The following is a 22,184-nucleotide window of genomic DNA, read 5'->3' on the forward strand; positions in this document are numbered from 1 at the left end:
GTGAAGCTGGATTCGATGTACCAGGAAGTCATCCTGGACCACTACAAGCACCCTCACGGGCGCGGTCTGCGCGAGGGTGACGCCGAGGTGCACCACGTCAACCCGACGTGCGGCGACGAGATCACGCTGCGCGTGAAGTACGACGGGTCGACGATCGCCGACGTGTCGTACGAGGGCCAGGGCTGCTCCATCAGCCAGGCCAGCGCGTCCGTCCTGAACGACCTCCTGGTCGGCAAGGAGCTCGCCGACGCGCAGAAGGTCCAGGAGGTGTTCCTGGAGCTGATGCAGTCCAAGGGCAAGCTGGAGCCGGACGACGCGATGGAGGAGGTCCTTGAGGACGCCGTCGCGTTCGCCGGGGTCTCCAAGTACCCGGCGCGTGTGAAGTGTGCTCTGCTGAGCTGGATGGCGTGGAAGGACGCGACGGCACAGGCACTCGGTACCGACGTCGCTGAGAGGAAGACCGCATGAGCGAGAACGAGACCCTGACCAAGCCGGCCTCCGAGGAGGAGGTCCGCGAGGCGCTGTACGACGTGGTCGACCCCGAGCTGGGCATCGACGTCGTCAACCTCGGCCTGATCTACGGCATCCACGTCGACGACGCGAACATCGCGACGATCGACATGACGCTCACCTCGGCGGCCTGCCCGCTGACGGACGTCATCGAGGACCAGGCGAAGTCCGCCACCGACGGCATCGTCAACGAGCTCCGGATCAACTGGGTCTGGATGCCGCCGTGGGGCCCGGACAAGATCACGGACGACGGCCGCGAGCAGCTTCGGGCGCTCGGGTTCAACGTCTGAGGTTTTTTCGGCAGTACTGACGGTTCGGCCCCCCGCGCATCTGGCGCGGGGGGCCGAACCGTTTTCGGCTCACGGGGCGGAGCTCAGGGCGCCGCCCCGTTCGGCTTGGTCCTCGGCGTCCTCGGCGGCGGCCTGCGCCAGCGTGTGGGCCAGGCCCTCCTTGCGGATGCGCTGGTCGATGTAGAGCACGGCGGTCACCAGGGGCAGGAACACGCTGGCGGCCAGCTGCGTGACGAGGGTGGCGGCCAGGGTGAACACCGCGTACAGGCCGAACTGGGAACGCAGTTGGTCGAGCAGGACCGCGGAGGTGGAGCTGTCCGGGTCCACCGAGGGCGGGGTCGGCGCGGCGAACTGGAGGGGGAGGCGCACCGCCAGGGACACGGCGCCCACGATGAACCCGGCGAGCAGCGAGATGCCGAACGTGCGCCACCAGGCGCCGCGGACCAGGCGTACGGAGCGGCGCAGGGCCTGGAGCGGGCCCGCTGTCTCCAGGACCGCGGCCGCGGGGGCGAAGGCGAAGATGACGTACAACCAGGCCGCGAGCGGGGTCACGACGAGGAGCAGCAGGAAGAGCGCGCCGAAGGGGACCGCCCACCCGCTGAGCAGCAAGACGAAAAGGCCCGCGAAGAGCAGCACGCACGCGCCCACCGGCAGCATCACGATGAACGCGAGCAGCAGGGTCACGAGCGTCACGGACGGCGTCCGCGCCCACGCCCGGCGCCAGACCGCCGCGAAGGTCGCCGGGCGGCCGAGCACCGCCTCGTGCAGCGTGGCCGCGCACGAGGCCTGGATGAACGAGTTGACCGCCAGCGTGCAGACCATGGCGAGCAGCCATACCGCGCCGAAGGCGATCAGGGCGGGTCTGCCGTCGTCCCAGGAGAAGGTGGAGCCCGGCTCGGACAGGGCGTGCCAGTGGTCCCGGACGGTGACGTAGGCGATGACGGCTGCGGCCGCCACGACCGCCAGCAGCAGGCCGTATGCCGCGAGCGCGGTGCCGAACAGCGGTTTCGCGTAGCGGCGCATCGTGGTGAAGGTGCCGGCGAGGATGCGGTCGACGCTCAGCGGGGCGAGGGGGATGACGCCCGGCTTGGGCGGCGGGGGCGGCGGAGCCCAGCCACCGGGCCAGCCTCCGCCGTACCAGCCGCCGCCGTACGGTCCGCCGTATTGCCCGCCGTACGGTCCCTGCGGCCCTGTTGGTCCCTGCGGTCCCTGAGGTCCCCACCCTGTGTCTGACATTCGCCCCTGTGCTCCGTAGCTCCGTATTTCCGTGCGGTGCCCCGCGTGCGCTCCCTGTGGCCCCCCACAGCGGTCGCGTTACCTTAGCCGGTTCGATCGGCCTCGTTATGTACGCCCGTACGCAACGTTGTGTACTCTCGTACGCATGGGATACGGACTGCTGGCCGGCGCGATCGTGGCGGAGGTGGCCGGGACGACGGCCATGAAGTACAGCGAGGGGTTCAGCAAGCTCTGGCCCTCGGTGATCACCGTCGCGGGGTATCTGATCGCCTTCACCCTGCTCGCGCAGACCCTGAAGACGCTGTCGGTCGGCACCGCCTATGCGATCTGGGCCGGGATCGGGACCGCCGCGGTCGCCGCCATCGGCATGATCTTCATGGGGGAGTCCGCAGGTCTGGCCAAGATCGCGGGGATCGCCCTCGTGATCGCGGGCGTCGTCCTGCTCAACCTCGGCGGTGCCCACTGATGGCCCGCCGGTACGACCCCGAACGCCGCCAGCGGATCATCGACGCCGCGATCCGCGTGGTCGGGAAGAAGGGTATCGGCGGGCTCAGCCACCGCTCGGTCGCCGCCGAGGCCGATGTGCCGCTCGGCTCCACGACGTACCACTTCAAGACGCTCGACGAGCTGATGGTGGCCGCGCTGCGGCAGTCCAACGAGGGGTTCGCGAAGGTGATGGCCGCTGGTCGCGCGTTCGAGGACCCCGAGGCCGACCTCGCGGCGGAGCTGGCGCGGATTCTCGGCGACTGGTTCGCGGGGGAGCGGTCAGGGGTCGAGCTGGAGTACGAGCTCTACCTCGCCGCCCTGCGCAGGCCCGCGCTGCGGCCGGTGGCCGCGGAGTGGTGCGCGGGGCTCGCCGAAGTGCTCGAGCGACGCACGGACCCGGTCACGGCGCGCGCCCTCGTCGCGCTGATGGACGGGATATCCCTCCAGGTGCTGCTCACGGGCGGTGAGTACGACCCGGTCTACACGCGCGAAATGCTGGACCGGCTGCTCTAGGCGGGCGCGCGCCGGAAGGGCGGGACGGGCTCCGGGGACTGCCGCCCGGCCGGGCGGACAGGCGTCCGGGCGGGCGTACGCGGCGGGAAGCGGTACGGGACGGTGTACGGCGGCGGTGAGGGGGCTGCTGCGGCTGGTGTGGGCGGTGCTTGGTTGGGCGGTGGGGTGTGTGGTCCTTGGGGTGGGGCGAGGGCTTGGCTCGGTGGGGGTGGGCGCCGGTGCCGGTGGTGGCCCGGGCACTGAGACCGGTTCGCTCGGGTGGTGTGCCGCCGGTTAGGTTTTCCCCATGACCGACACGAACGCTTCCCGCACCACCGGCGCCGTCGCCGCAGGCCTCGCCACCGTCACCGCCGACGGCACCGTCCTCGACACCTGGTTCCCCGCGCCCGAGCTCGTCGCCGAAGCGGGCCCCGCAGGCACCGAGCGGCTCACCGCCGAGCGCGCCGTGCAGCTGCTCGGGGACGGCGCGGCCAAGGCCATCGGCCCGGACGCCCGTCGCGGCGTGGAGACCATCGCCGTACGTACGGTCATCGCGTCCCTCGACGAGAAGCCCGTGGACGCCCACGACGTCTACCTCCGGCTGCACCTGCTCTCGCACCGCCTGGTCAAGCCGCACGGCGTGAACCTCGACGGCCAGTTCGCCTTCCTCGCCAACGTCGCCTGGACCTCGCTCGGCCCGGTCGCCGTGGACGACGTCGAGAGGGTGCGGCTCAACGCCCGCGCCGAGGGCCTGCACCTCGCGGTGACCTCCGTCGACAAGTTCCCGCGCATGACGGACTACGTCGCGCCGAAGGGCGTCCGCATCGCCGACGCCGACCGCGTCCGGCTCGGTGCGCACCTCGCCGAGGGCACGACCGTCATGCACGAGGGCTTCGTGAACTTCAACGCGGGGACCCTGGGGACCTCGATGGTCGAGGGCCGCATCTCCGCGGGCGTCGTCGTCGGCGACGGCTCCGACATCGGCGGCGGCGCCTCCACGATGGGCACCCTCTCCGGCGGCGGCAACGTCCGCATCGTCATCGGCGAGCGCTGCCTGATCGGCGCCGAGGCCGGGGTCGGCATCGCGCTGGGCGACGAGTGCGTCGTCGAGGCCGGTCTCTACGTCACCGCGGGCACCCGCGTCACCATGCCCGACGGGCAGATCGTCAAGGCCCGCGAGCTCTCCGGCGCCTCGAACATCCTCTTCCGCCGTAACTCGGTCACCGGCGCCGTCGAGGCCCGCCCGAACAACGCGGTGTGGGGCGGCCTGAACGACGTGCTGCACAGCCACAACTGAGCACCGCCTTCTGCCGGGAGCGCCCTTCGGTCCACACCGGAGGGCGCTCTTCGCGTCGTGGCGTGCGTAAGCTGCCCTGTCACGCGTGCGCGGGCCGCGTGGGACGACGGGAGAGAGCGTGATGCGGCGAGTTGGTGTGCGGGCCATGGCCCTGGGCGCGGTGGCGGCGCTCGGTCTTGTCGCCGGGTGCGGTGCGAGCGCCGGGCAGGGCAAGGACGCCGGCGGCGGGGCCGCGCAGCAGGTGAGCCGGGCCTCCGCCGGTGACCACCGCTACCCGCTGGAGAAGAGCGACATTCCCTGGAGCGGCAGCCCGAGCCCGTTCGACGCACAGGTCAAGCTCGCCGACGGGCGGCGCGTGGCGATGCACTACATGAAGGGCAAGGGGCTCCTGGCCCAGGACTACAGCCCCAAGGCCAAGGGCTGGTCCAAGTCGGCCCTGGTCCACGGGACCAAGACCGACGCCTGCCAGGGCATCACGCTCAAGGCCAAGGACGGCACGGTCGCCGCCTTCGGAGACTTCGGCGTGTACTGCGCGGACGGCGAACCGCCGACCGAGTCGGTCGCCGCGGTCGCCACGGGCCCGCTGACGAAGTGGGCCACGCACCTCACGAAGGACTTCGACGGCTGGGAGAAGATCGCCGTCGCGCCGGGCGGAAAGAAGGCCACCTTCAGCCGGGGCACCGACAAGCTCACCTGGACCAAGGCAGGCGGCTTCCCCGCCACGAGCTGAGGCGCTACGAGCTGAAGCTTCCGCGGGACGCCTGCCGCAGCGCCTCGTACGCCGCGAGCAGCCCGCCGGTCGCCTCCCGGCCTGCGGAGTGCAGCGGTGCGCGGACGGGGCCCGCGGGCAGGCCGAGGGCGTCGAGCAGCGCCTTGGACGTGACCGCGCCCGGCAGGCCCGCGCCCATCATCAGCTCGATGAGTTCCATGGACTGCCGCTGCAGTCGCCGGGCCCGTTCGGTGTCGCCCGCGTCGAACGCGTCGATGATCGAACGCAGCTGCCGCGGCACGGCGTTGGCCACCGTGCTGATGTACCCGGCGCCGCCCACCGCGTACAGCGCCAGGATGGATTCGTCGCAGCCCGTGTAGTAGGCCAGGTCAGTGCGCGAGAGCACCTTCTGGGTGCCCATCAGGTCGTACGCGCAGTCCTTGACGGCGACGATCCGCGGATGCTCCGCGAGCCGCAGCATCGTCTCCGGCTCGATGCGGGTCCCGGTGCGCCCGGGGATGTCGTACAGCGCGAGCGGGAGCCCGGTCGCGTCGGCGACCTCCAGGAAGTGCGCCTCGACGGCGTCCTGCGGTGGCCTGCTGTAGTACGGCGTGACCACCAACAGGCCGTCCGCGCCCGCCTTCTCGGCCTGCAACGCCAGCTCGACGGTGTGCCGTGTCGCGAAGCTGCCGACACCCGCGACGATCGCGGCCCGGTGGCCGACCGCCTCGGCCACCGCCCGTACGAGTGCGGCCTTCTCGTCGTCGGTCGTGGTGGGGGACTCGCCGGTGGTGCCGGAGAGCACGAGCCCGTCGCAGCCTTCGGCCACCAGACGCTCGGCGAGCAGCCGGGCCCCGTCGAGGTCGAGCAGCCCGTCCGCCGTGAAGGGCGTGACCATCGCGCAGAGGGCCCGACCGAAAGGGGGAGGCGTCGCTGAAGGAGCCGAGCGAGCTGAAGGAGCTGGGCGAGCTGGGGGAGAGGTCATAAAGGCAGTGTCGGTACGCCGACGCTGAAGCTCCACTTAATTCTGCTACGAGATAAGCGACAGGAACGCTACGAAATGGCGGCGAGTGGGCAGTCGCGCGCTACTGCCAACTCGCCCCCGTATGGGCCACCATGGGGACGTCGGTAGTCGATGGATGGCCGCGCGGCACCGCGGCCGGTCACAGGAGGCGTCATGAGGCTGGGCAAAGCACTCGCCACCGGGATCGCCGAAGAAGCCCCGCAGGACCGCCTGCGCCAAGAGCAGCCCGAGCAGCCCGAGCGGCACGAACAGTCCGAGCGGCCCACGGAGGCGGAGTCCGAACAGGTGGCGGCGGCCGGGCGGCCCGCAGCCGACAGGCCCGTGGCCGGGGTTCCGGCAGTCCGGTGAGGCTGCGGCTCCCCGAGGAACGCCCGACGGAGCCGCCGACCGGATACAAGATCGCCCGCCTGGCGCTGTCCCACGACGGCGCCAGGGCCGGGTTCACCGGCGTCTCCCTGGGCGCGGCCCTGCCCTACGGCGTCCTCGACGCGGCCCACTGCGTCTACGGCCGGCGGCACAAGGCCCCGCACCGCCGCTGCGACTGCGGATTCCACTGCGTCCACGAGCGCGCCGCGGCGGAGGCGTTCCTGTGCACCGGCGAGCACCGAGGGGCGGCGCTGCTCGAAGTGACGGTGCTCGGCGCGTACATCCGCTTCGAGCGCGGCTTCCGGTACGCGCGCCAGCGGGTGCGCACCGTCACCGTGCGGCCGTGCGGCTGCGGTGCGCGGGCGGCGGTCCTCGCCGACGCAGGATGGGGCAGGCCGGGGTGGCGGGTGGTCGAGGGGGCGTGCGGTGCCTGCGTGGGCAAGCGCATGTCGCTGCGGCTCACGGAGTTCGCCCGTCTCGCGGGGGAGGGGCTCACGGTCACCGCGGCGCGCCCCGACACCGTGCCGGGAACGCCCGCCGAGGCCCTGGGAGTGCCCGAACTGGTCGCCGAGGCGGCGCTCCTCCAGGCCCGACTCGACCTCTTCCAGGGCGAGTTGGCTCGCCTTTCGGAAGACGAGAAGGGAAAGGGGTAGAAGGGGGAGCGGCACGGCCTCTGGCCTGATCGGTGCGGCGGACATCTCCTGGGTTGACCTCAAGTTCACTTGAGGTAGCAGTGTGTGGGTCGCGGGCCGGAACCCCGCCCACACACCGAAGGAGCAGGCCATGCAGACCCTCACCGATGCCACGACCCTCCCCGACCCGGCCCGCGCGGACGGCGGTCTCGTCTTCCTCAGCACGTGGAGCACGGGCACGCCGGAGCGGCAGCGGGCGGCGGTCGACGCGATCGCCGAAGCCTGGGCGAGCCGTCCGTGGCCGCACGCGGGGCTGCTCTCCTACACCGTGTACGCGGGTGCGGACGGCTCGACGGTGGCGCATCGCTCGCAGTGGCGGGACGACGAGGCGTACCAGGACTTCTTCGCCCGCGGCAGGGACGAGCGGAACGCCGAGATCGACGCGGCCGTGCCGGGCATCGAACGTCTCGGGCTGAACAAGACGCGGCTGCGGGGCGGTGTGGCGCGGGCCGCCGGTGACGAGCGGGTGGCCGACGCGGTCGTCATCACCGAGGCGGACGCCGGCGCGGAGGGCGGGGTGCCGGAGGCCGCGCCGGGGCTGATCTCCGTCCATTTCCACGAGACGACGGACGGCGCGCGGGTGATCCGCTACGCGGAGTTCGAGAGCGGGGACGGGCTGCCGGAGGAGGGCAGGTACCGCCTGGCGTACCACTTCCGGCCGCGCCGTTGAGCGCACGGCCGGCGTCGCGCGCGCTCCGCTTTCGCCGCGCACCGCCGGAGGCCCGGCGTCCGCCCCGGCATCCCCTGGACGAAAATATTCGGCGGTGGGACGGTGGAATCTCCGTGCGGGGGCGGGCGCAGGGGACCTCGGCCCTCCGGGCAGCACCAGGGAGTCGCCATGGCCACCGGCAAGGAGTTCGAGATAGCGCGGGAGTTCGAGGTCGACGCCTCTCCCGCCGTGGTCTGGGACGCGCTCACCACCGGCACCGGCGGCTGGCTGTGGCCCATGGAGTACGAACCCCGCGAAGGCGGCGCAGCCCCCTCGGGCGGCACGGTCACCCGCTGGGATCCGCCGCACCGCCTGACGGGCCGCGTAGAGAACCCCGAGACGCTCCCGCCCGGCCAGACCCTCGATCAGCTCGACCACACCATCGAGCCCCGCGACGGCGGCCGCCGCTCCTGGGTCCGCTACGAACACAGCGGCATCCTCACCGACGACTGGGACGGCAGGTGCGAAGCGGCGGGCAAGCACGCCGACTTCTATCTGCACACCCTGCGCCAGTACCTCACGTACTTCCCCGGCCTCCCCGTCACCTTCACCGCACTCGAAGGCCCCGCCCCCGCCGCCGCCCCGGACGCCTTCGCCAGGCTGGGCCGACGCCTCGGCCTGCCCGACGACGCCTCCGAGGGCGCCCGCGTCCGTGTGGACGCCCCCGGAGAACACCTCGACGCGATGATCGACTTCCGCAGCCGGCACTTCATCGGCCTGCGGACGGAAACCGCGCTCCTGCGGTTCTTCGGCCGCAACCACTTCGGCGCCCCCGTGGCCCTGAGCATCCACGACTTCGCCCCGCACGCGGACCCCAAGGGCACCGAACTGGCCTGGCGCGACTGGCTGCTCAGGCTCTACGGCTAGCGAGCGGCCCCGACGGCCCCACGCCCCGGACTACGGCCGGAACCGCAGCACCTGCGGATCATGATCGCTGTTCTGCTCCGCGAACTCCGCGTTGATGTGCACGCTGTCGTACGAGAAGGCGCCCGCGCCGCCCACCCCGGGGCTGGTCAGGATCTGGTCGAGGACCTGGGCGTTGCCCTGGTAGACGTACGAGTAACGCTCCGACCGGGGAAGGGACTTGACGGCGGACTTCAGCGCGCCGCCCGCTTCCAGGGCGTCGGTCGTCGCCGAGAACTCGAAGTCGTTCACGTCACCCACGACCACCACGTCGGCGTTCTTCTGCACCTTGCGCACATCCCGCACGAAGGAGTTCACGGCCTGCGCCTGCTGCAACCGCTTGGCCTCCGACGACCGCACCGGCGGCTGGTGGTGCGAGGTCAGGCCCTCGTCGCCACCCTTCGACCCGAAGTGGTTGGCGACCACGATCACGGGCCGCCCGCGGAAGCTGAACTCACCGGCCAGCGGCTTGCGGCTGTCCGTCCACGCGGCGTTCGCGGGGTCGACACGGCCGGGGGAGAGAGTCAGCGCGGCGCGCCCGGCGGAACGTACGACGTCCGTGCCCGTCGTCGCGTCCCCGGTGCCCCGGTCGGTGAAGGAGACCCGCTCGGGGTTGAAGAGGAACACCTGGCGGATGTTGCCGCCCGGCTCGCCGCCGTCCTCGTTGTTCTCCGGGTCGATGGACCGCCACGCGTACCGCGGCCCGCCCGCGGCGACGATCGCGTCCGTGAACTTCTTCAGGGTCGCCTCCGCCGAGACCGTCCCGTCGTTCTTCGCGCCGTTGTCGTCCTGGATCTCCTCCAGGGCGAGGATGTCGGGCGAGGCGAGATTCGAGACGACGGCCCCGGCGAGCGCGTCGAACTTCGTCTGCGGGTCGGTGGGGTCGAGGTTCTCCACGTTGTACGTCGCGACCGCGAGCTCACCCTTGGCCTGCCGCCGCGTCGTCTCCCGCTCAAGGCCCTTGTCCGTGACCTTGCCGAGCGTCCGCGCGACCAGCGTGTAACCGCCGAACTGGTTGAAGTCCAGCGGCCCCGCCGCGCCGCCGGTCAGTGTGTCGCCGACGTTCGCCTTCGGGAAGGGCTGCTCGGAGACCGGGGCCAGCTGCTGGATCTGGAGACGCCCGGTGTTCTGGTCGTCGTAGGACTTGTAGACCGTGCCGCCGCGCCGGTTGGCGTTCTCGTGCGGCTTCACGGTGATCCACAGCTCCGAGTACGGGTCCGTGGCGCCGACCACGCGCGAGGTGCCGACGCGTACGTTCATGCCCTCCAGGGACTCGTAGCGGTCCAGGGCGTACGAGCGGGGCTTGAGCGGGAGCGCGTTGATGCTGCCGCCGTCGGCCGGGTCGCCGTCGGGCGCGAACGCGGAGGGCACCGTCTTCGCGTCCACCGTGACGGGGGCGGGCAGCGCGTTGCCGGACGACTCGACCGTCACCGTCGGCTTGGTGATCTGGGTCAGGGACTGGTTGCCGGAGGACTGGCCGCCGGGGACGTACTCGCCGACGGTCCCGGAGACGCGGACCGCGTCCCCCGCCCGCACGGTCAGGGCGGCGGAGCCGGTGTAGACGAAGACGCCCTCGCTGGTCGCGGGGTTCTTGTCGCCCTCGGGGTCCTGGAGCCAGAAGCCCTTCGAGCCGTACGAGCGGACGCCGGTCACGATGCCCGTCACGTCCGTCACCTGCTGCCCGGCGAGGGGCGAGAGGCGGGTGGCGCCCTGGATGTCGTGGACCTGCACCTCGGCGGCGGAAGCGGACGGGGAACTCGCGGCGAGCAGGCCGGCCGCGAGGGCGGCGGCCACGACGGCGGAGACGGCGGCGGATCTCGCGGCGGGCCGGGTGGCACGGGATATGTACGGCATGGAGAGACTCCGGATGAGGGTGAGTACGTATATGAGGGGTGAGTACGTATGAGGCGGGTGAGGCGAACCGGTGGGTGCCCGGCGCTCTACGCGCGTCAATCTCTTGCGTGACCAGGGGAGTTGTCAAGGTTCGGCGGGTGTTCTCACCGTGTATGTCTCCTGACAGGGACATGAACCGGGCGGCATGCGCCCAAATCCGTCTAGGCTTCAGCCCAGCCGTCCCTCCCCGGGCTCCCGACATCGCTCGAGCAGGGGAGGCCCCATCCTTCGGAGGAGAATCAGCCGATGTCCGTAAGTCCCGCCACCCTGCCGCCGGTGCTGCTGCACTCCGAAGCGGAACTCGCGCGGGCCGCGCTCGCCTCGCCGCTGCTCTCCCGCGCCGCGCGGCTCGCCCGCTGGGCGGGCCCGGGTACGCGTGTCGGGGCGGGCGGTGAGCTCGTCGAGGAGCAGCTGCCGGCCGCCGCGGCGGAGCTGGGCCTCGACGCGAACGACCCGGACGCCGCCGCGTACGCGAGCGAGGCCTGGCGCGTGGCCGTCGACACGGGCCTGGTGGACGTCACGGACGCGGACGAGGAAGAAGGCGAGGACGCCCCCGGGACGGTGACCGCGGGCGAGGACCTCGCCGCGCTCACCTCCGGCAGCCCGCAGGACATCCTCGCCGTCTGGCTCGGCGCCCTGGACACCGTGTACGGGGACGCGACCGTGCCCGACATGGACAACCTCCTGGACGTCCTGGAGGAGAACGGCGAGATCGACTTCGAGGAGCTCGGCTGGGACCCGCAGGCCGAGGCGGACTTCCTGGACGGCGTGCTCGGCAACCTCTACCTGCTGACCGCCGGTGACGCCGGAGCGGGCGAGGAGCCGGTGCCGCTGCCCGCGCTCGCCGCGTCGATGCTCGTGCCCGACGACATGGGCGAGCCGACGGACGACGTCCTGGAGCAGGTGTCGGACGCCATGATGAAGCTCGACGACCAGTTCCGGCTCTTCGAGCCGCTGGGGCTCGTCGAGTACCAGCCGGTCGACGAGGCCCTCATGGTGGACATCGACGAGGCCGAAGCGCCGCTCCCGGACGACGACGAGGACGTCTCGCGGTACGGCATGGTCAAGCTGACCCCGCTCGGTGTGTACGGCATCCGGGCCCGGATGCTGGAGGCCGGTGTGGACGCCCCCGCGGTCGGCGACCTCGCGGACAAGGGCGCCGACGCGCTGCTCGCGGGGACGGCCGGTTTCCCGCAGGCCGCCGCGCAGGCCGAGATCGAGCTGTGGCTCGCCCGGCACGAACCGCTGGACGCGGCACGGGAGTTGCTGGCCGCCGCGCGCGGCGGGGACGAGGGGGCGCCGCTGCGGCGGCTGCGGTGCCAGCAGGCGCTCTCGCTGGTGGGCGACGGCGCGGAGCCCGCCCTCAGGGAGGTGCTCGACGACGCCGAGCTCGGCGGCCTTGCCCGCGTGTGGCTGGCCGAGCACGGGGCCGCCGATGTGCCCCCGCCCTCCGAGGCCCTGGTCTTCTGGCTGACCATCGACACGATCGCCGCGCAGCTCGCCGCCGAGGGCAACTCGGACGAGTTGCAGGGGCTCGTGGAGGGGCTCTCCGAGCAGCACAGCGGGTTCTTCGCCGCCGCCTGGCGGGTCGAGCACCCCGCCACCGCGGACGTCCTGGAGGCGATGGGGCGGCTGCACCCCGACAAGAAGGTGGCCAAGGAAGCACGCAAGGCGGCCTTCAAGGCGCGCTCGCAGCAGGGCGTCTGACGCCGGTAGACGCCGACAGACCCAGACAGCCCCAGGCAGCCCCAGACAAACCCAGACAGACCCAGACAGACACCGACAGTGGCCGGGCCGCGGTGCGCGGCCCGGCCACTGCGCTGCTCAGCTCAGCTCAGATCAGCACTGGTACAGCGTCGTGTGCTTGAACGACGACGTCGCGCCGTTGAAGCCGTACGTTCCCCGGTACGCCGGAGGATTCTGGTACTCGCCGACGATCGTGACCGTGTCGGCGCAGGAGCCCTGCCCCGTGCGCTTGGCGTCCAGGCGGATCGTGTCGCCCATGATGCCGCCCGTGATCTCCCACGGGGCGCCGCAGATGCCGGAGGTGATCTGGCCCCCGGTCACCACGTGCGGGTAGGTGTTCGGGTTGAATTTCACCTCCATGGCGAAGGTGATCGCACCGTTGTGCAGCTCCAGCTTGCGGGTGGTGGTGACCGCCTCGGCGGACACGTCCATGGGCGCGGCGAACGCCTCGTCGCGCGTCTTGACCTCGGCGCCCTGCGGATTGTGGAAACGGTGCTCCCCGCGGGCCTGGCCCTTCTGCTTGCGTGCCTGAGTGGTCATGGAACCCCTCCTCTCGCGGTGCGACCGGTCAGGCCAGCTGTTCGGAGACCTCGACCCGCAGCAGCGCGCGGACGTTCTCGAAGTGGTTGAGCACGGTGACGGTCGAGGAACCGGCGAACAGCAGGCCGAGCGCGACGTTGTCGAGCGAGGTCACCAGGGACCCCGAGTCGCCGCCCGCCGAGATGTTCGTGGTCAGGATCTGGTCCTTGAAGCGGGCCGTGCCCGCGGTGCCGTAGTTGACGTCGATGGTGGCGTCCACGGCGATGATCCGGCCGAAGGAGATGTTGGTCGTACGGCCGGTCTTCTTCACCAGGTCGCCGACCGCGACGTTCGCCTTGCGGCGCCAGGCGCGCGGCGCCCCGCTGAAGTACGTCTCACGGGTCGCGTCCTGGAAGTCGACGGTGCCGAGCGCGGCGTCGACGACGTTGTTGTGCCGCTCCGGCGGAATCTGCGGGGCGAACTGGATCGTGATGAAGCGCTCCAGGGTCGCGATGCGGTCGGCCGGGTCCTGGCCGCCGTCGAAGACACCGGGCTGCACGATCGCGCTGCCCAGCTGGGCGCGGTTGGAGTCGGCGAGGACGTGGTTGTTGGACAGGACGTAGAACTTCGCCGGTACGCCGAGGCCCGCGCCGGGCGGGTCCACGGAGGCGCCGGGCAGGAAGTCGTACACCACGCTGCCGAGCGTGCCGGCCGTCACGCGTACGTTGCCGACCGAGGCGCCGGAGGGGCAGGGGCGCATGCGGCGCTTGAGGAGCTGCGGCTCGAACGCGCCGAGTCCGCCGCGCTCTTCCAGCATGGGCTGCGAATAGCCCGCGAGCTGCTCGCTCGCGCCGCCGTCGGGGCCGTACGTCATCGAGCGGTCCTCGGTGCGGCCGGACGACTTGCGCTGCTGGCGCTGCGCGGCGACGTGGCCGACGGCGACGACGTCGGTGGGGGTGCCGTCGTCCATCTGGGCGGGGATGACATCCCGCTCCGGGAGCATGGACTCCGGAACCTTCTGGGTCACGAACACGATGACAGCGGGTTCGCCGGTGGGCTCTCCGTCGACCCACTTCACGCCGTGGCCGAAGCCGACGACGTTGGCCGGGGACGTCTGGGGGCCCAGGAAGTCACCCGTCGCCTGCCGGCGCGAGCTGTCACTGAGCTGACCGCCGGTGGGTCCTCGCATCAATTCGGGCTGGCGCACCACGCCAGACCACCTCTTCCCCTTGGTTGAAGGGTGGAGTTCCGGTGGGCCTCCGCAGGCCGTCCTACTGCGCCGTGGGCTCGCCGATGGCGAGGACGCGCACGGGGATGCCTTCGAGCTCTTCCGGAATCACGTCTTCGTCCCGGAGCCGGTCACGGGGCACTTTGCGGACGACGAACACGACGATCACGTCCGCTCCCGAGAATTCGTCCTTCCCGATGCCGACACCGGTGACATTGGCCAGCTTCATCAGCGGGCCCTCATGAAGGCTGCGTGCCTGCGAAGCGTCCACGCGGCTCGCCTCCCCCAATGGGTGATGCAGGTAGGGGATGTCTATTGCCGTGCGGATGGCGGGTCAAGGCGTTTGGCACGAAATCTTGGCTTTACGGGTGATCCGCGCCTGTCGACCTTGTTTACGAAGTCTCTTCCCGCCCATGGCTCATGTGCGCCGACCCATGGCTCATGTACGCAGATGTGAAGCGCCGTTGAGGTCCAGAACCGTGCCCGACGCCCACTCCGCGACCGGCGAGGCCAGCCACAGCACCGCCGCGGCGATCTCCTCCGCCGTGCCCGCACGCCCGAACGGGCTCTGCGCACGGATCGCCGCGCCCTCGTCGCCGCTCAGCCGGTGCGCCACCCGCTCCGTCTCGAAGAAGCCGGGCGCCACGGACGCCACCGCGATCCCGTACGGCGCGAGCGACACGGCGAGGGACTGGCCGAGCGCGTGCACGGCCGCCTTGGTCGCCCCGTACGCCGGGTGGTCGGGCTCCCCGCGGAACGCGCCGCGCGAGCCGATGTTCACGATCCGGCCGCCCGTGCCCCGGTCGATCATGTCGCGGGCCGCCAGGTGGCTGAGGTTCGCCGTGGCCAGGAGGTTCACCGAGACGTGCTGCTGCCAGAGCGCCGCCCAGTCCTCGTACGACGTGTCGGCGAGGGGGTGCGGCAGGTTCACGGCCGCGTTGTTCACCAGGACGTCAATGCCGCCGAGCGCGGTGACGGCCCGCCCGGCGACGTCCGCGGCGCCCGCCGGGTCCGACAGATCCCCGCCCACCAGGACGTGCCCCTCGCCGTCGAGCGAGGCGAGCGTCGCGCGCGCGTCCTCCTCGCGCGAGCCGAAGTGCACCGCGACGCGGTCGCCGTTCGTGGCGAAGGCGCGGGCGAGTGTTCTCCCGAGGCCTCGGGAGGCCCCGCTGATCAGGACGCGGCGGTCGGTGGCCGGCAGGTTCATGGAAGGAAGCCCCTCGACGTCGAACAGTGTTCAACCGCCGTTTATACGTGAGCGGGAACGTGACGCCGACAGCAGCCCGGCCGCTCGTACGGACCCGCCCCGAGGAGACATCGTGTCGCTCACCCGCAGGGACTTCACCAGACGCTCCGCGATCACCGGCGCGGGGGTCGCCCTGGCCGGCAGCGTCGGCGCCCTCGCCACCGCGCCCGGCGCGCTCGCCGCCGAGGAGACGACGGACGGCGGGACCGACGAGACCGACGCGCTGCGCGGCGCGCCCGGATACGGCCCCCTCGTCCCCGACCCGGACGGCCTGCTGGCGTTGCCCGCCGGATTCTCGTACCGCGTCCTGACCCACAGCGGGAAGACGAAGCTGGAGAGCGGCGAATTCACGCCGTCCAACCACGACGGGACGGCCACCTTCGAGGGTCCGCGCGGCACGACCCTGCTCGTCAACAACCACGAGCTGGGCGGCCCCCGGTCCAAGTGGCCGCACCCGGTCCCGCTCACCGAGGGCCTCGTCTACGACCCGGCGGCGGCCGGCGGCTGCACCGTCGTCGAGGTCCGCCGCGACGGACACGTCGCCGAATGGGTCGGCATAGCGGGCACCGCCACCAACTGCGCGGGCGGAAGCACTCCCTGGGGCACCTGGCTGACCTGCGAGGAGACCGAGGACCGGGCCGGCCAGAACGGCATGACCAAGGACCACGGCTACGTCTTCGAGGTCGACCCCCACGATCGGCGTGCCAACCGCGCCCCCAAGCCGATCAAGGCCCTCGGCCGCTACGCCCACGAGGCCGTCGTCGTCGATCCGAAGCGCGGCCACCTCTACCTCACCGAGGACGCCTCGGGGCCGAACGGCCTGCTCTACCGCTGGAGTCCGCCGCACGGCTTCAAGCACGGCCGCGGCAAGCTGCGCACCCTCTCCGACGACGCCGGCGTCCTGAAGGCGCCCAAGTGCTACGACTCCGGCGGCCGTTTCGTGGACGATCTCTCCCGCGCGACCAAGATCGGCACCGTGTACGGCGTGGACTGGGTCGAGGTCCCGGACCGCGACGCCCGCACGGTCCCGGTGCGCGAGCAGTTCGACGACGGCGACATCACGCGCGCCCGCAAGCTCGAAGGCATGTGGTGGGGCGACGGCGGCGTCTACATCGTCGCCTCGTTCGCCCGCGACGAGAGCCCCGTCCGGCACGACGGGCAGGTGTGGTTCTACCACCCCTCGCGCCGCACCCTCACCCTGAAGGTCCTGCTCGGCGTCGACCAGGACCCCGCCGAGGACGGCGCGTTCGACGGCCCCGACAACATCACCGTCTCCCCGTACGGCGGCCTCGTCATCGCCGAGGACGGCGACGGCGTCCAGCACCTCTTCGGGGCGACCGAGCGCGGCCGTACGTACCCGATCGCGCGCAACGAACTCAACGGCGGCACCCCCCAGAAGCCCTCCTACAGCGAGTTCACCGGCGTCACCTTCTCGCCCGACGGCAAGACGCTCTACGCCAACATCCAGACCCCCGGAATCATGTTCGCGATCACGGGCCCCTGGCGACGCCGACGCCCCTGAACGACGGCCCCCGGAAAAACAATTGGCCCCCGAATTACCACTCTCTTAGAGTGAAACTCCTCCCGGTGCGCGGGCGGCGGCTACTTCTTCTGATGAAACCACGCCGCCGCCACTTTGATCTCGGGAGGCGGAAATTCTGAATTCGGGGGAATTCACATGGCACGCTTCAACACCAAGTCCGCCAAGGCGCTGGTCACTTCCGTCGTGAAGTCGACCGGGAGCACCGCGGCGACACACGAGGGCGGTCGCGGCCGTCTCCGCGATCCCCGTTCCGAGCTCTTTCTGCTCGCGGTGGCGAATTTCGTTTCCCAGCAGACCTTCTACGAGTCCGGGAACACCCGCGACGACCGTTTCGCCACGCTCGTGCGGCGCCTGGCCGTGCAGGACCCCCAGTGGGTCGCGGGCCTGCTCGGCTGGCTGCGCGGCGACGGCAACATGCGCACGGCCTCGATCGTCGGCGCCGCCGAGTACGTCAAGGCGCGCCTCGACGCCGGCGCCACCGAAGGCCCCGCCAACCGCCGGGTCGTCGCCTCCGTGCTGCGGCGCCCCGACGAGCCCGGCGAGCTGCTCGGGTACTGGACGGCGACGTACGGCCGGAACATCCCCAAGCCCGTCAAGCGCGGCATCGCCGACGCCGTACGCCGGCTGTACGGCGAGAGGGCGCTGCTCAAGTACGACACGGCGGCCAAGGGCTACCGCTTCGGCGACATCCTCAACCTCGTGCACGCCGCACCCGACCCGGACAAGCCGTGGCAGGGCGACCTCTTCCGGTACGCGCTCGACCGCCGCCACCACCCCGACACCGCCGTACCGCCGGCCTCCGCCCGCGTCCTCGCGGCGCACCGCGAGCTGATGGCCGTACCGGTCGCCGAGCGGCGCGCGGTGGTCACCGGCGCGGGCGGCGCCGAGCGGCTCGCCGCGGCGGGCGTGACGTGGGAGGCGCTCGCGGGCTGGCTGCAGGGGCCGATGGACAAGGCGGCCTGGGAAGCGATCATTCCGTCCATGGGCGCGATGGCGCTGGTCCGCAACCTCCGCAACTTCGACGAGGCAGGCGTCTCGGACGAGGCGGCGGCAGTCGTCGCGGCCAAGCTCGCGGACCCGGCGGAGGTCGCGAGGTCGCGACAGTTCCCCTTCCGCTATCTCGCGGCGTACCAGCACGCGCCGTCGCTGCGCTGGGCGTACCCGCTCGAGCAGGCGCTCGGCCACTCGCTGGGCAACGTGCCCGCGCTCACCGGCCGTTCGCTGATCCTGGTCGACCGTTCGGGCTCGATGTGGTCGCCGCTCTCGGACCGCTCGCAGCTCAACCGCGCGGACGCGGCCGCGGTCTTCGGCACGGCGCTCGCGCTGCGGGCGGAGCACGCGGACCTGGTCGAGTTCGGCACGAGCAGCGCCCGGGTGAAGTACCGCAAGGGCGAGTCGGTCCTGAAGGTCCTGGAGCGCTTCGGCAGCCTCGGCGGCACGAACACCACCGAGGCGGTGCGCCGCTTCTACAAGAAGCACGACCGCGTCCTGATCGTCACCGACGAGCAGGCGGCGTACAACTACCACGGTGATCCGACCGAGCAGGTCCCGGCGAACGTCCCGGTCTACACCTGGAACCTCGCGGGCTACCGGGTGGGCCACGGCGAGTCCGGCACGGGCAACCGCCATGTGTTCGGGGGCCTCTCGGACGCGGCTTTCCGGATGGTGCAGCTGATCGAGGCGGGTTCTTCGAGCGACTGGCCGTGGACGCGGGAGTGAGCGAGGACCGGGGGGCTTGAGGGTCGGTGACCTCAAGCCCCTTGTCCGCGCCGGAGATTGGTATCTAACATTTCAATGCATGGGAGCCATGCAACCGGTGCGCCGCACCCTCCTCAGGGACCAGGCGTACGCATCGATCCGTGACGCGATCGTCGGCGGGGAGATCCCGCCGGGCAGCGTCGTGCGGGACGCCGACCTCGCCGCGTCGCTCGGCCTGTCCCGCGCGCCCGTCCGGGAGGCCTTCGCGCGCCTCGTCGACGAGGGGCTCCTGGAGACCAAACCGCAGAGCCACACCCGTGTGACGCCGCTCGACGCGGCCGACGTCAGGGACGCGGCGGCCGTGGTCCGCGCCATGCACGAACTCGTCGCCCGCGGCGCGGTGCCCCGCCTGGAGCCCGCGCACCTGTACGCGATGCGCGACGCCAACCGCCGGTTCGCCGCGGCCGTCGCGTCCGGCGACGTGGAGGAGGCCCTGCGGGCGGACGACGACCTGCACGGCGTCCTCGTCGCGGTCTGCGGCAACAGCGCGGCAGCCGCCACCATCGCCCGCTACACCCCGCTCATCCGCCGTCTGGAGAGGCAGCGCTTCGGCGAGGGCGTGACCTGCGGATCGGCCGAACTGCACGAGCGGCTCATCGACGCGTGCGCGGACGGCGACGCGGACGCGGCGGCGGCCGTCACCACGCGGATCTGGCGCGTCCTGGAAGACCTCGCCCACCCCTGAAGACACCGCACCGCCCGGAGGCACCCGTGTCCGCTTCTTCCGCATCCCTCGACTCCTTCGCCCGCTTTCCCCTCCTCTTCGGCCCCTCGCCCGTCCACCCCCTCGACCGCCTCAGCCACCACCTCGGCGGCGCCGCGCTCTGGGCCAAGCGGGAGGACTGCAACTCCGGCATCGCGTACGGCGGCAACAAGACGCGCAAGCTGGAGTACCTGGTCGCCGACGCCCTCGCGCAGGGCTGCGACACCCTCGTGTCGATCGGCGGCGTCCAGTCCAACCACACCCGCCAGGTCGCGGCCGTCGCCGCCCGCGCCGGTCTCAAGTGCGTGCTCGTGCAGGAGAGCTGGGTCGACTGGCCCGACGCCGTCTACGACAAGGTCGGCAACATCCTGATCAGCAGGCTCGCGGGCGCCGACGTACGCCTCGTACGCGCCGGATTCGGCATCGGGATCAAGGAGAGCTGGGAACAGGCGGTGCGCGAGGTCGAGGAGGCGGGCGGCAAGCCGTACGCGATACCGGCCGGTGCCTCCGAGCACCCTCTCGGCGGTCTCGGCTTCGCGCGCTGGGCGTACGAAGTGGCGGAACAGGAGGAGGAGTCGGGGGTCTTCTTCGACACCGTCGTGGTCTGCTCGGTGACCGGGTCCACGCAGGCGGGGATGGTCGCCGGGTTCGCCGCGCTGGAGGAGGAGGGCGGCCGACCCCGCCGCGTCCTCGGCATCGACGCCTCCGCCGACCCCGACCGGACCCGCGAGCAGATCGCCCGGATCACGCGCGGGACGGCCGAACTGATCGGCGTGCAGACAGCGGTGAAGGACTCCGACATCGAACTGGACCCGCGCTATCACGCGGGTACCTACGGGCTCCCCGACGAGAGGACCCTCGACGCGATGCGGCTCGCGGCCCGCACGGAGGGCATGATCACCGACCCGGTCTACGAGGGGAAGTCGATGGCCGGGATGATCGATCTGGTGGAGAGGGGCGAGATCGCGCGCGACGCGACCGTCCTGTACGCCCATCTCGGCGGACAGCCCGCCCTGAACGCCTACAGCGCCCTGTTCTGACCCCTGGCCTCCGCGCGGTGGCGGGAAAGGGCGCTGGAGGTCCGACGGGGCCCGTGGGGCACACATGTGCGCGCGGTGCCACGAAGCAACTACGTAACGCTACGGGAAAACCTGGATTGTGTGTCGGTTTGATGCCGATGTGAGGACCGTGTGAGCTCGGAGCATGGTGCGGCGGGGTCCCGAGGGCGCATACTCGGAACATGACGAGGCCCCCCGGTACCCGACGCCACCTGCCGAACAGCCCCTTTAACGTTCCGCCGCCGCCCGCACCGCCCATCGAGCAGTTCGCCGTGGGCGACCGGGTCTCTCACGACCAGTACGGACTCGGACGCATCGTCGGAGTCGAAGGCGAGGAAGCAGTGGTCATCGACTTCGCAGGCCGCCAGGGACGGTTCCTGAGTCCCTACCCGAAGCTGGCCAAGCTCTGATCTGACGTACGCCCGCGGGCGTGTTCGCACCGCACGACAAGGGGCGGTCGGCGACGAGGGTTCATCCCCTCATCGCCGGCCGCCCCTGCACATGCCGACCACTGTCTGTCCCGGCTACAGCGCCTGCGCCGCCGGCTTCACCATTCCGCGCACGGTGCGTGACTTGACGAAGTCGCCCATTGCGGTCATTTCCCACTCGCCGGTGAACTGCTTGATCAGCTTGGCCATCATCACGCCCGTCTGCGCCTCGGCGTTGGTGAGGTCGAAGCGGACCAGCTCCTCGCCCGTCGCCGCGTCGAGCAGACGGCAGTACGCCTTGGCGACCTGCGTGAACTTCTGGCCGGAGAACGAGTTCACCGTGAAGACCAGACCCGTCACGTCCTGCGGGAGACGGCCGAGGTCCACGACGATCACCTCGTCGTCACCGCCGCCCTCGCCCGTGAGGTTGTCGCCGGAGTGCTTGATCGCGCCGTTCACGATCGACAGCTTGCCGAAGTAGCAGCTGTCCACGTGGTTGCGCTGGGGGCCGTACGCGATGACGGAGGCGTCCAGGTCGATGTCCTTGCCGCGGAACGCGGGCTCCCAGCCGAGGCCCATCTTGACCTGGGACAGGAGCGGCTGGCCGCCCTTGACCAGGGACACGGTCTGGTTCTTCTGGAGGCTGACCCGGCCCTTGTCCAGGTTGATCTTTCCGGCACCGGGGGCGGGAGCCGCGGGCGCCGGGGGAGCGGCGGGCGCCGCCGGTGCGGCCAGGCGGGGATCCGCGACCGGCGGGGGCGGGCCCTGGACCGGGGCGCCGGACGGGGGCGCCATGGGGGCGGGGGCCGGAGCGGCGGCGGGGGCGGCCGGGGCCGCGGGCTCCTCGACCGAGACGCCGAAGTCCGTCGCGATGCCGGCCAGGCCGTTCGAGTACCCCTGGCCGACCGCGCGTGCCTTCCACGCGCCGTTGCGCAGATAGACCTCGACGATCACCAGGGCGGTCTCGCCGCCGAGCTGCGGGGGCGTGAAGGTGGCGAGCACGGAACCGTCGTCCGCGTTGCGGATCGTGGCCGTGGGCTCGATGCCCTGGAAGGTCTGGCCCGGCGCGTCCGGGCTCGCGGTGACGACGATCTTCTCGATGCCTGCGGGCACGGCGGCGGTGTCCACCGTGATCTTGTCGGGGGTGGTGCCGCCGCCCGACTGGTAGGTCACGCCGGGGCCCGCGGGCTGGTTGAAGAAGATGAAGTCGTCGTCGGAGCGCACTTTGCCGTCGGAAGTGAGCAGCAGGCCCGATACGTCGAGCCGCACCGGTGCGGCGACGTCCACCGCCACGCGGGTGGCGGTGAGAGGGATGTTCGAGCCGGGTGTCATAGCGGTCATGTCCGGG

The 22,184-nt window shown here is 71.5% G+C and carries 24 protein-coding genes; 16 read left to right on the top strand and 8 right to left on the bottom strand.

The window, feature by feature from the left end; translation table 11 throughout:
- A complete protein-coding gene (gene sufU, locus IE226_RS23345) occupies window positions 1-468 on the top strand; it encodes a Fe-S cluster assembly sulfur transfer protein SufU (RefSeq protein WP_190083275.1) in 468 nt (155 codons plus the stop codon).
- Window positions 465-800, top strand: coding sequence for a metal-sulfur cluster assembly factor (locus tag IE226_RS23350; RefSeq protein ID WP_160504340.1), 336 nt, complete (start codon window positions 465-467; stop codon window positions 798-800). Before sufU ends, IE226_RS23350 begins: the two co-directional genes overlap by 4 nt.
- Before the next feature lie 69 nt (window positions 801-869).
- Here IE226_RS23350 and IE226_RS23355 read toward each other — a convergent pair whose 3' ends face one another.
- Entirely contained in the window at window positions 870-2,036 is a 1,167-nt protein-coding gene (locus tag IE226_RS23355; RefSeq protein WP_190083276.1) for a DUF7847 domain-containing protein, read from the bottom strand.
- Window positions 2,037-2,181: 145 nt separating this feature from the next.
- Here IE226_RS23355 and IE226_RS23360 point away from each other — a divergent pair, with 145 nt between their 5' ends.
- The 4 genes from IE226_RS23360 to IE226_RS23375 all read left to right on the top strand — a co-directional run bounded on the left by IE226_RS23360 (window position 2,182) and on the right by IE226_RS23375 (window position 5,041).
- A complete protein-coding gene (locus IE226_RS23360; protein ID WP_190083277.1) occupies window positions 2,182-2,502 on the top strand; it encodes a DMT family transporter in 321 nt (106 codons plus the stop codon).
- Window positions 2,502-3,035: a TetR/AcrR family transcriptional regulator gene (locus IE226_RS23365; RefSeq protein WP_190083278.1), complete on the top strand. Its 534-nt coding sequence runs from the start codon at window positions 2,502-2,504 to the stop codon at window positions 3,033-3,035. The genes IE226_RS23360 and IE226_RS23365 overlap by 1 nt, the downstream gene beginning before the upstream one ends.
- Window positions 3,036-3,321: 286 nt before the next feature.
- Window positions 3,322-4,311 carry a 2,3,4,5-tetrahydropyridine-2,6-dicarboxylate N-succinyltransferase gene (gene dapD, locus IE226_RS23370; RefSeq protein ID WP_190083279.1) on the top strand — a complete coding sequence of 330 codons (990 nt, stop codon included), beginning with the start codon at window positions 3,322-3,324 and terminating at the stop codon, window positions 4,309-4,311.
- Window positions 4,312-4,429: 118 nt separating this feature from the next.
- The gene (locus IE226_RS23375) at window positions 4,430-5,041 is read left to right on the top strand and encodes a hypothetical protein (protein ID WP_229871487.1); all 612 of its coding nucleotides are present in this window, start codon (window positions 4,430-4,432) and stop codon (window positions 5,039-5,041) included.
- 4 nt (window positions 5,042-5,045) lie between these two features.
- On the opposite strand, the gene dapA is transcribed toward IE226_RS23375, so the two are convergent.
- A complete protein-coding gene (gene dapA, locus IE226_RS23380; protein WP_190083280.1) occupies window positions 5,046-6,005 on the bottom strand; it encodes a 4-hydroxy-tetrahydrodipicolinate synthase in 960 nt (319 codons plus the stop codon).
- 192 nt (window positions 6,006-6,197) lie between these two features.
- Here dapA and IE226_RS23385 point away from each other — a divergent pair, with 192 nt between their 5' ends.
- The 4 genes from IE226_RS23385 to IE226_RS23400 all read left to right on the top strand — a co-directional run bounded on the left by IE226_RS23385 (window position 6,198) and on the right by IE226_RS23400 (window position 8,678).
- On the top strand, window positions 6,198-6,392 hold the full coding sequence (locus tag IE226_RS23385) for a hypothetical protein (protein WP_190083281.1): 195 nt from the start codon (window positions 6,198-6,200) through the stop codon (window positions 6,390-6,392).
- Window positions 6,389-7,063 carry a hypothetical protein gene (locus IE226_RS23390; protein WP_190083282.1) on the top strand — a complete coding sequence of 225 codons (675 nt, stop codon included), beginning with the start codon at window positions 6,389-6,391 and terminating at the stop codon, window positions 7,061-7,063. Before IE226_RS23385 ends, IE226_RS23390 begins: the two co-directional genes overlap by 4 nt.
- 130 nt (window positions 7,064-7,193) lie before the next feature.
- Window positions 7,194-7,772: an antibiotic biosynthesis monooxygenase gene (locus tag IE226_RS23395; protein WP_190083283.1), complete on the top strand. Its 579-nt coding sequence runs from the start codon at window positions 7,194-7,196 to the stop codon at window positions 7,770-7,772.
- A gap of 168 nt (window positions 7,773-7,940) precedes the next feature.
- A complete protein-coding gene (locus IE226_RS23400; protein ID WP_190083284.1) occupies window positions 7,941-8,678 on the top strand; it encodes an SRPBCC family protein in 738 nt (245 codons plus the stop codon).
- 30 nt (window positions 8,679-8,708) lie between these two features.
- Here the strand turns inward: IE226_RS23400 and IE226_RS23405 are convergent, their stop codons facing one another.
- Window positions 8,709-10,568 (bottom strand): DUF8508 domain-containing protein, encoded by a 1,860-nt coding sequence (locus IE226_RS23405; RefSeq protein ID WP_190083285.1) that lies wholly within the window; start codon window positions 10,566-10,568, stop codon window positions 8,709-8,711.
- Window positions 10,569-10,853: 285 nt separating this feature from the next.
- Between IE226_RS23405 and IE226_RS23410 the strand changes: the two genes are divergently transcribed.
- Complete coding sequence (locus tag IE226_RS23410) at window positions 10,854-12,314, top strand: hypothetical protein (RefSeq protein ID WP_190083286.1); 1,461 nt, start codon at window positions 10,854-10,856, stop codon at window positions 12,312-12,314.
- Between the two features lie 132 nt (window positions 12,315-12,446).
- Here the strand turns inward: IE226_RS23410 and IE226_RS23415 are convergent, their stop codons facing one another.
- From IE226_RS23415 to IE226_RS23430, 4 genes are all read right to left on the bottom strand, one after another.
- Window positions 12,447-12,893 carry a hypothetical protein gene (locus IE226_RS23415; protein WP_190083287.1) on the bottom strand — a complete coding sequence of 149 codons (447 nt, stop codon included), beginning with the start codon at window positions 12,891-12,893 and terminating at the stop codon, window positions 12,447-12,449.
- A 28-nt stretch (window positions 12,894-12,921) separates the two neighbouring features.
- The gene (locus tag IE226_RS23420) at window positions 12,922-14,082 is read right to left on the bottom strand and encodes a chymotrypsin family serine protease (protein WP_229871489.1); all 1,161 of its coding nucleotides are present in this window, start codon (window positions 14,080-14,082) and stop codon (window positions 12,922-12,924) included.
- A gap of 61 nt (window positions 14,083-14,143) precedes the next feature.
- On the bottom strand, window positions 14,144-14,371 hold the full coding sequence (locus IE226_RS23425; RefSeq protein ID WP_229871490.1) for a hypothetical protein: 228 nt from the start codon (window positions 14,369-14,371) through the stop codon (window positions 14,144-14,146).
- A gap of 168 nt (window positions 14,372-14,539) precedes the next feature.
- Window positions 14,540-15,307: an SDR family NAD(P)-dependent oxidoreductase gene (locus IE226_RS23430; protein WP_190083288.1), complete on the bottom strand. Its 768-nt coding sequence runs from the start codon at window positions 15,305-15,307 to the stop codon at window positions 14,540-14,542.
- A gap of 112 nt (window positions 15,308-15,419) precedes the next feature.
- On the opposite strand from IE226_RS23430, the gene IE226_RS23435 reads away from it, so the two are divergent.
- From IE226_RS23435 to IE226_RS23455, 5 genes are all read left to right on the top strand, one after another.
- Window positions 15,420-16,868 carry an alkaline phosphatase PhoX gene (locus tag IE226_RS23435; RefSeq protein WP_190083289.1) on the top strand — a complete coding sequence of 483 codons (1,449 nt, stop codon included), beginning with the start codon at window positions 15,420-15,422 and terminating at the stop codon, window positions 16,866-16,868.
- Between the two features lie 156 nt (window positions 16,869-17,024).
- A complete protein-coding gene (locus tag IE226_RS23440; protein ID WP_190083290.1) occupies window positions 17,025-18,608 on the top strand; it encodes a TROVE domain-containing protein in 1,584 nt (527 codons plus the stop codon).
- A 79-nt stretch (window positions 18,609-18,687) separates the two neighbouring features.
- Window positions 18,688-19,332, top strand: coding sequence for a GntR family transcriptional regulator (locus IE226_RS23445; protein ID WP_190083291.1), 645 nt, complete (start codon window positions 18,688-18,690; stop codon window positions 19,330-19,332).
- A 26-nt stretch (window positions 19,333-19,358) separates the two neighbouring features.
- Complete coding sequence (locus IE226_RS23450; RefSeq protein ID WP_190083292.1) at window positions 19,359-20,390, top strand: 1-aminocyclopropane-1-carboxylate deaminase; 1,032 nt, start codon at window positions 19,359-19,361, stop codon at window positions 20,388-20,390.
- A 200-nt stretch (window positions 20,391-20,590) separates the two neighbouring features.
- Window positions 20,591-20,818, top strand: a complete 228-nt coding sequence (locus IE226_RS23455; protein WP_135329399.1) for a CarD family transcriptional regulator — start codon at window positions 20,591-20,593, stop codon at window positions 20,816-20,818.
- A 114-nt stretch (window positions 20,819-20,932) separates the two neighbouring features.
- Here IE226_RS23455 and IE226_RS23460 read toward each other — a convergent pair whose 3' ends face one another.
- Window positions 20,933-22,168 (bottom strand): TerD family protein, encoded by a 1,236-nt coding sequence (locus tag IE226_RS23460; protein WP_190083412.1) that lies wholly within the window; start codon window positions 22,166-22,168, stop codon window positions 20,933-20,935.
- Window positions 22,169-22,184 lie beyond the last annotated feature (16 nt).

It is taken from the genome of Streptomyces longisporoflavus (assembly GCF_014649775.1).
Classification (GTDB): Bacteria; Actinomycetota; Actinomycetes; order Streptomycetales; family Streptomycetaceae; genus Streptomyces; species Streptomyces longisporoflavus.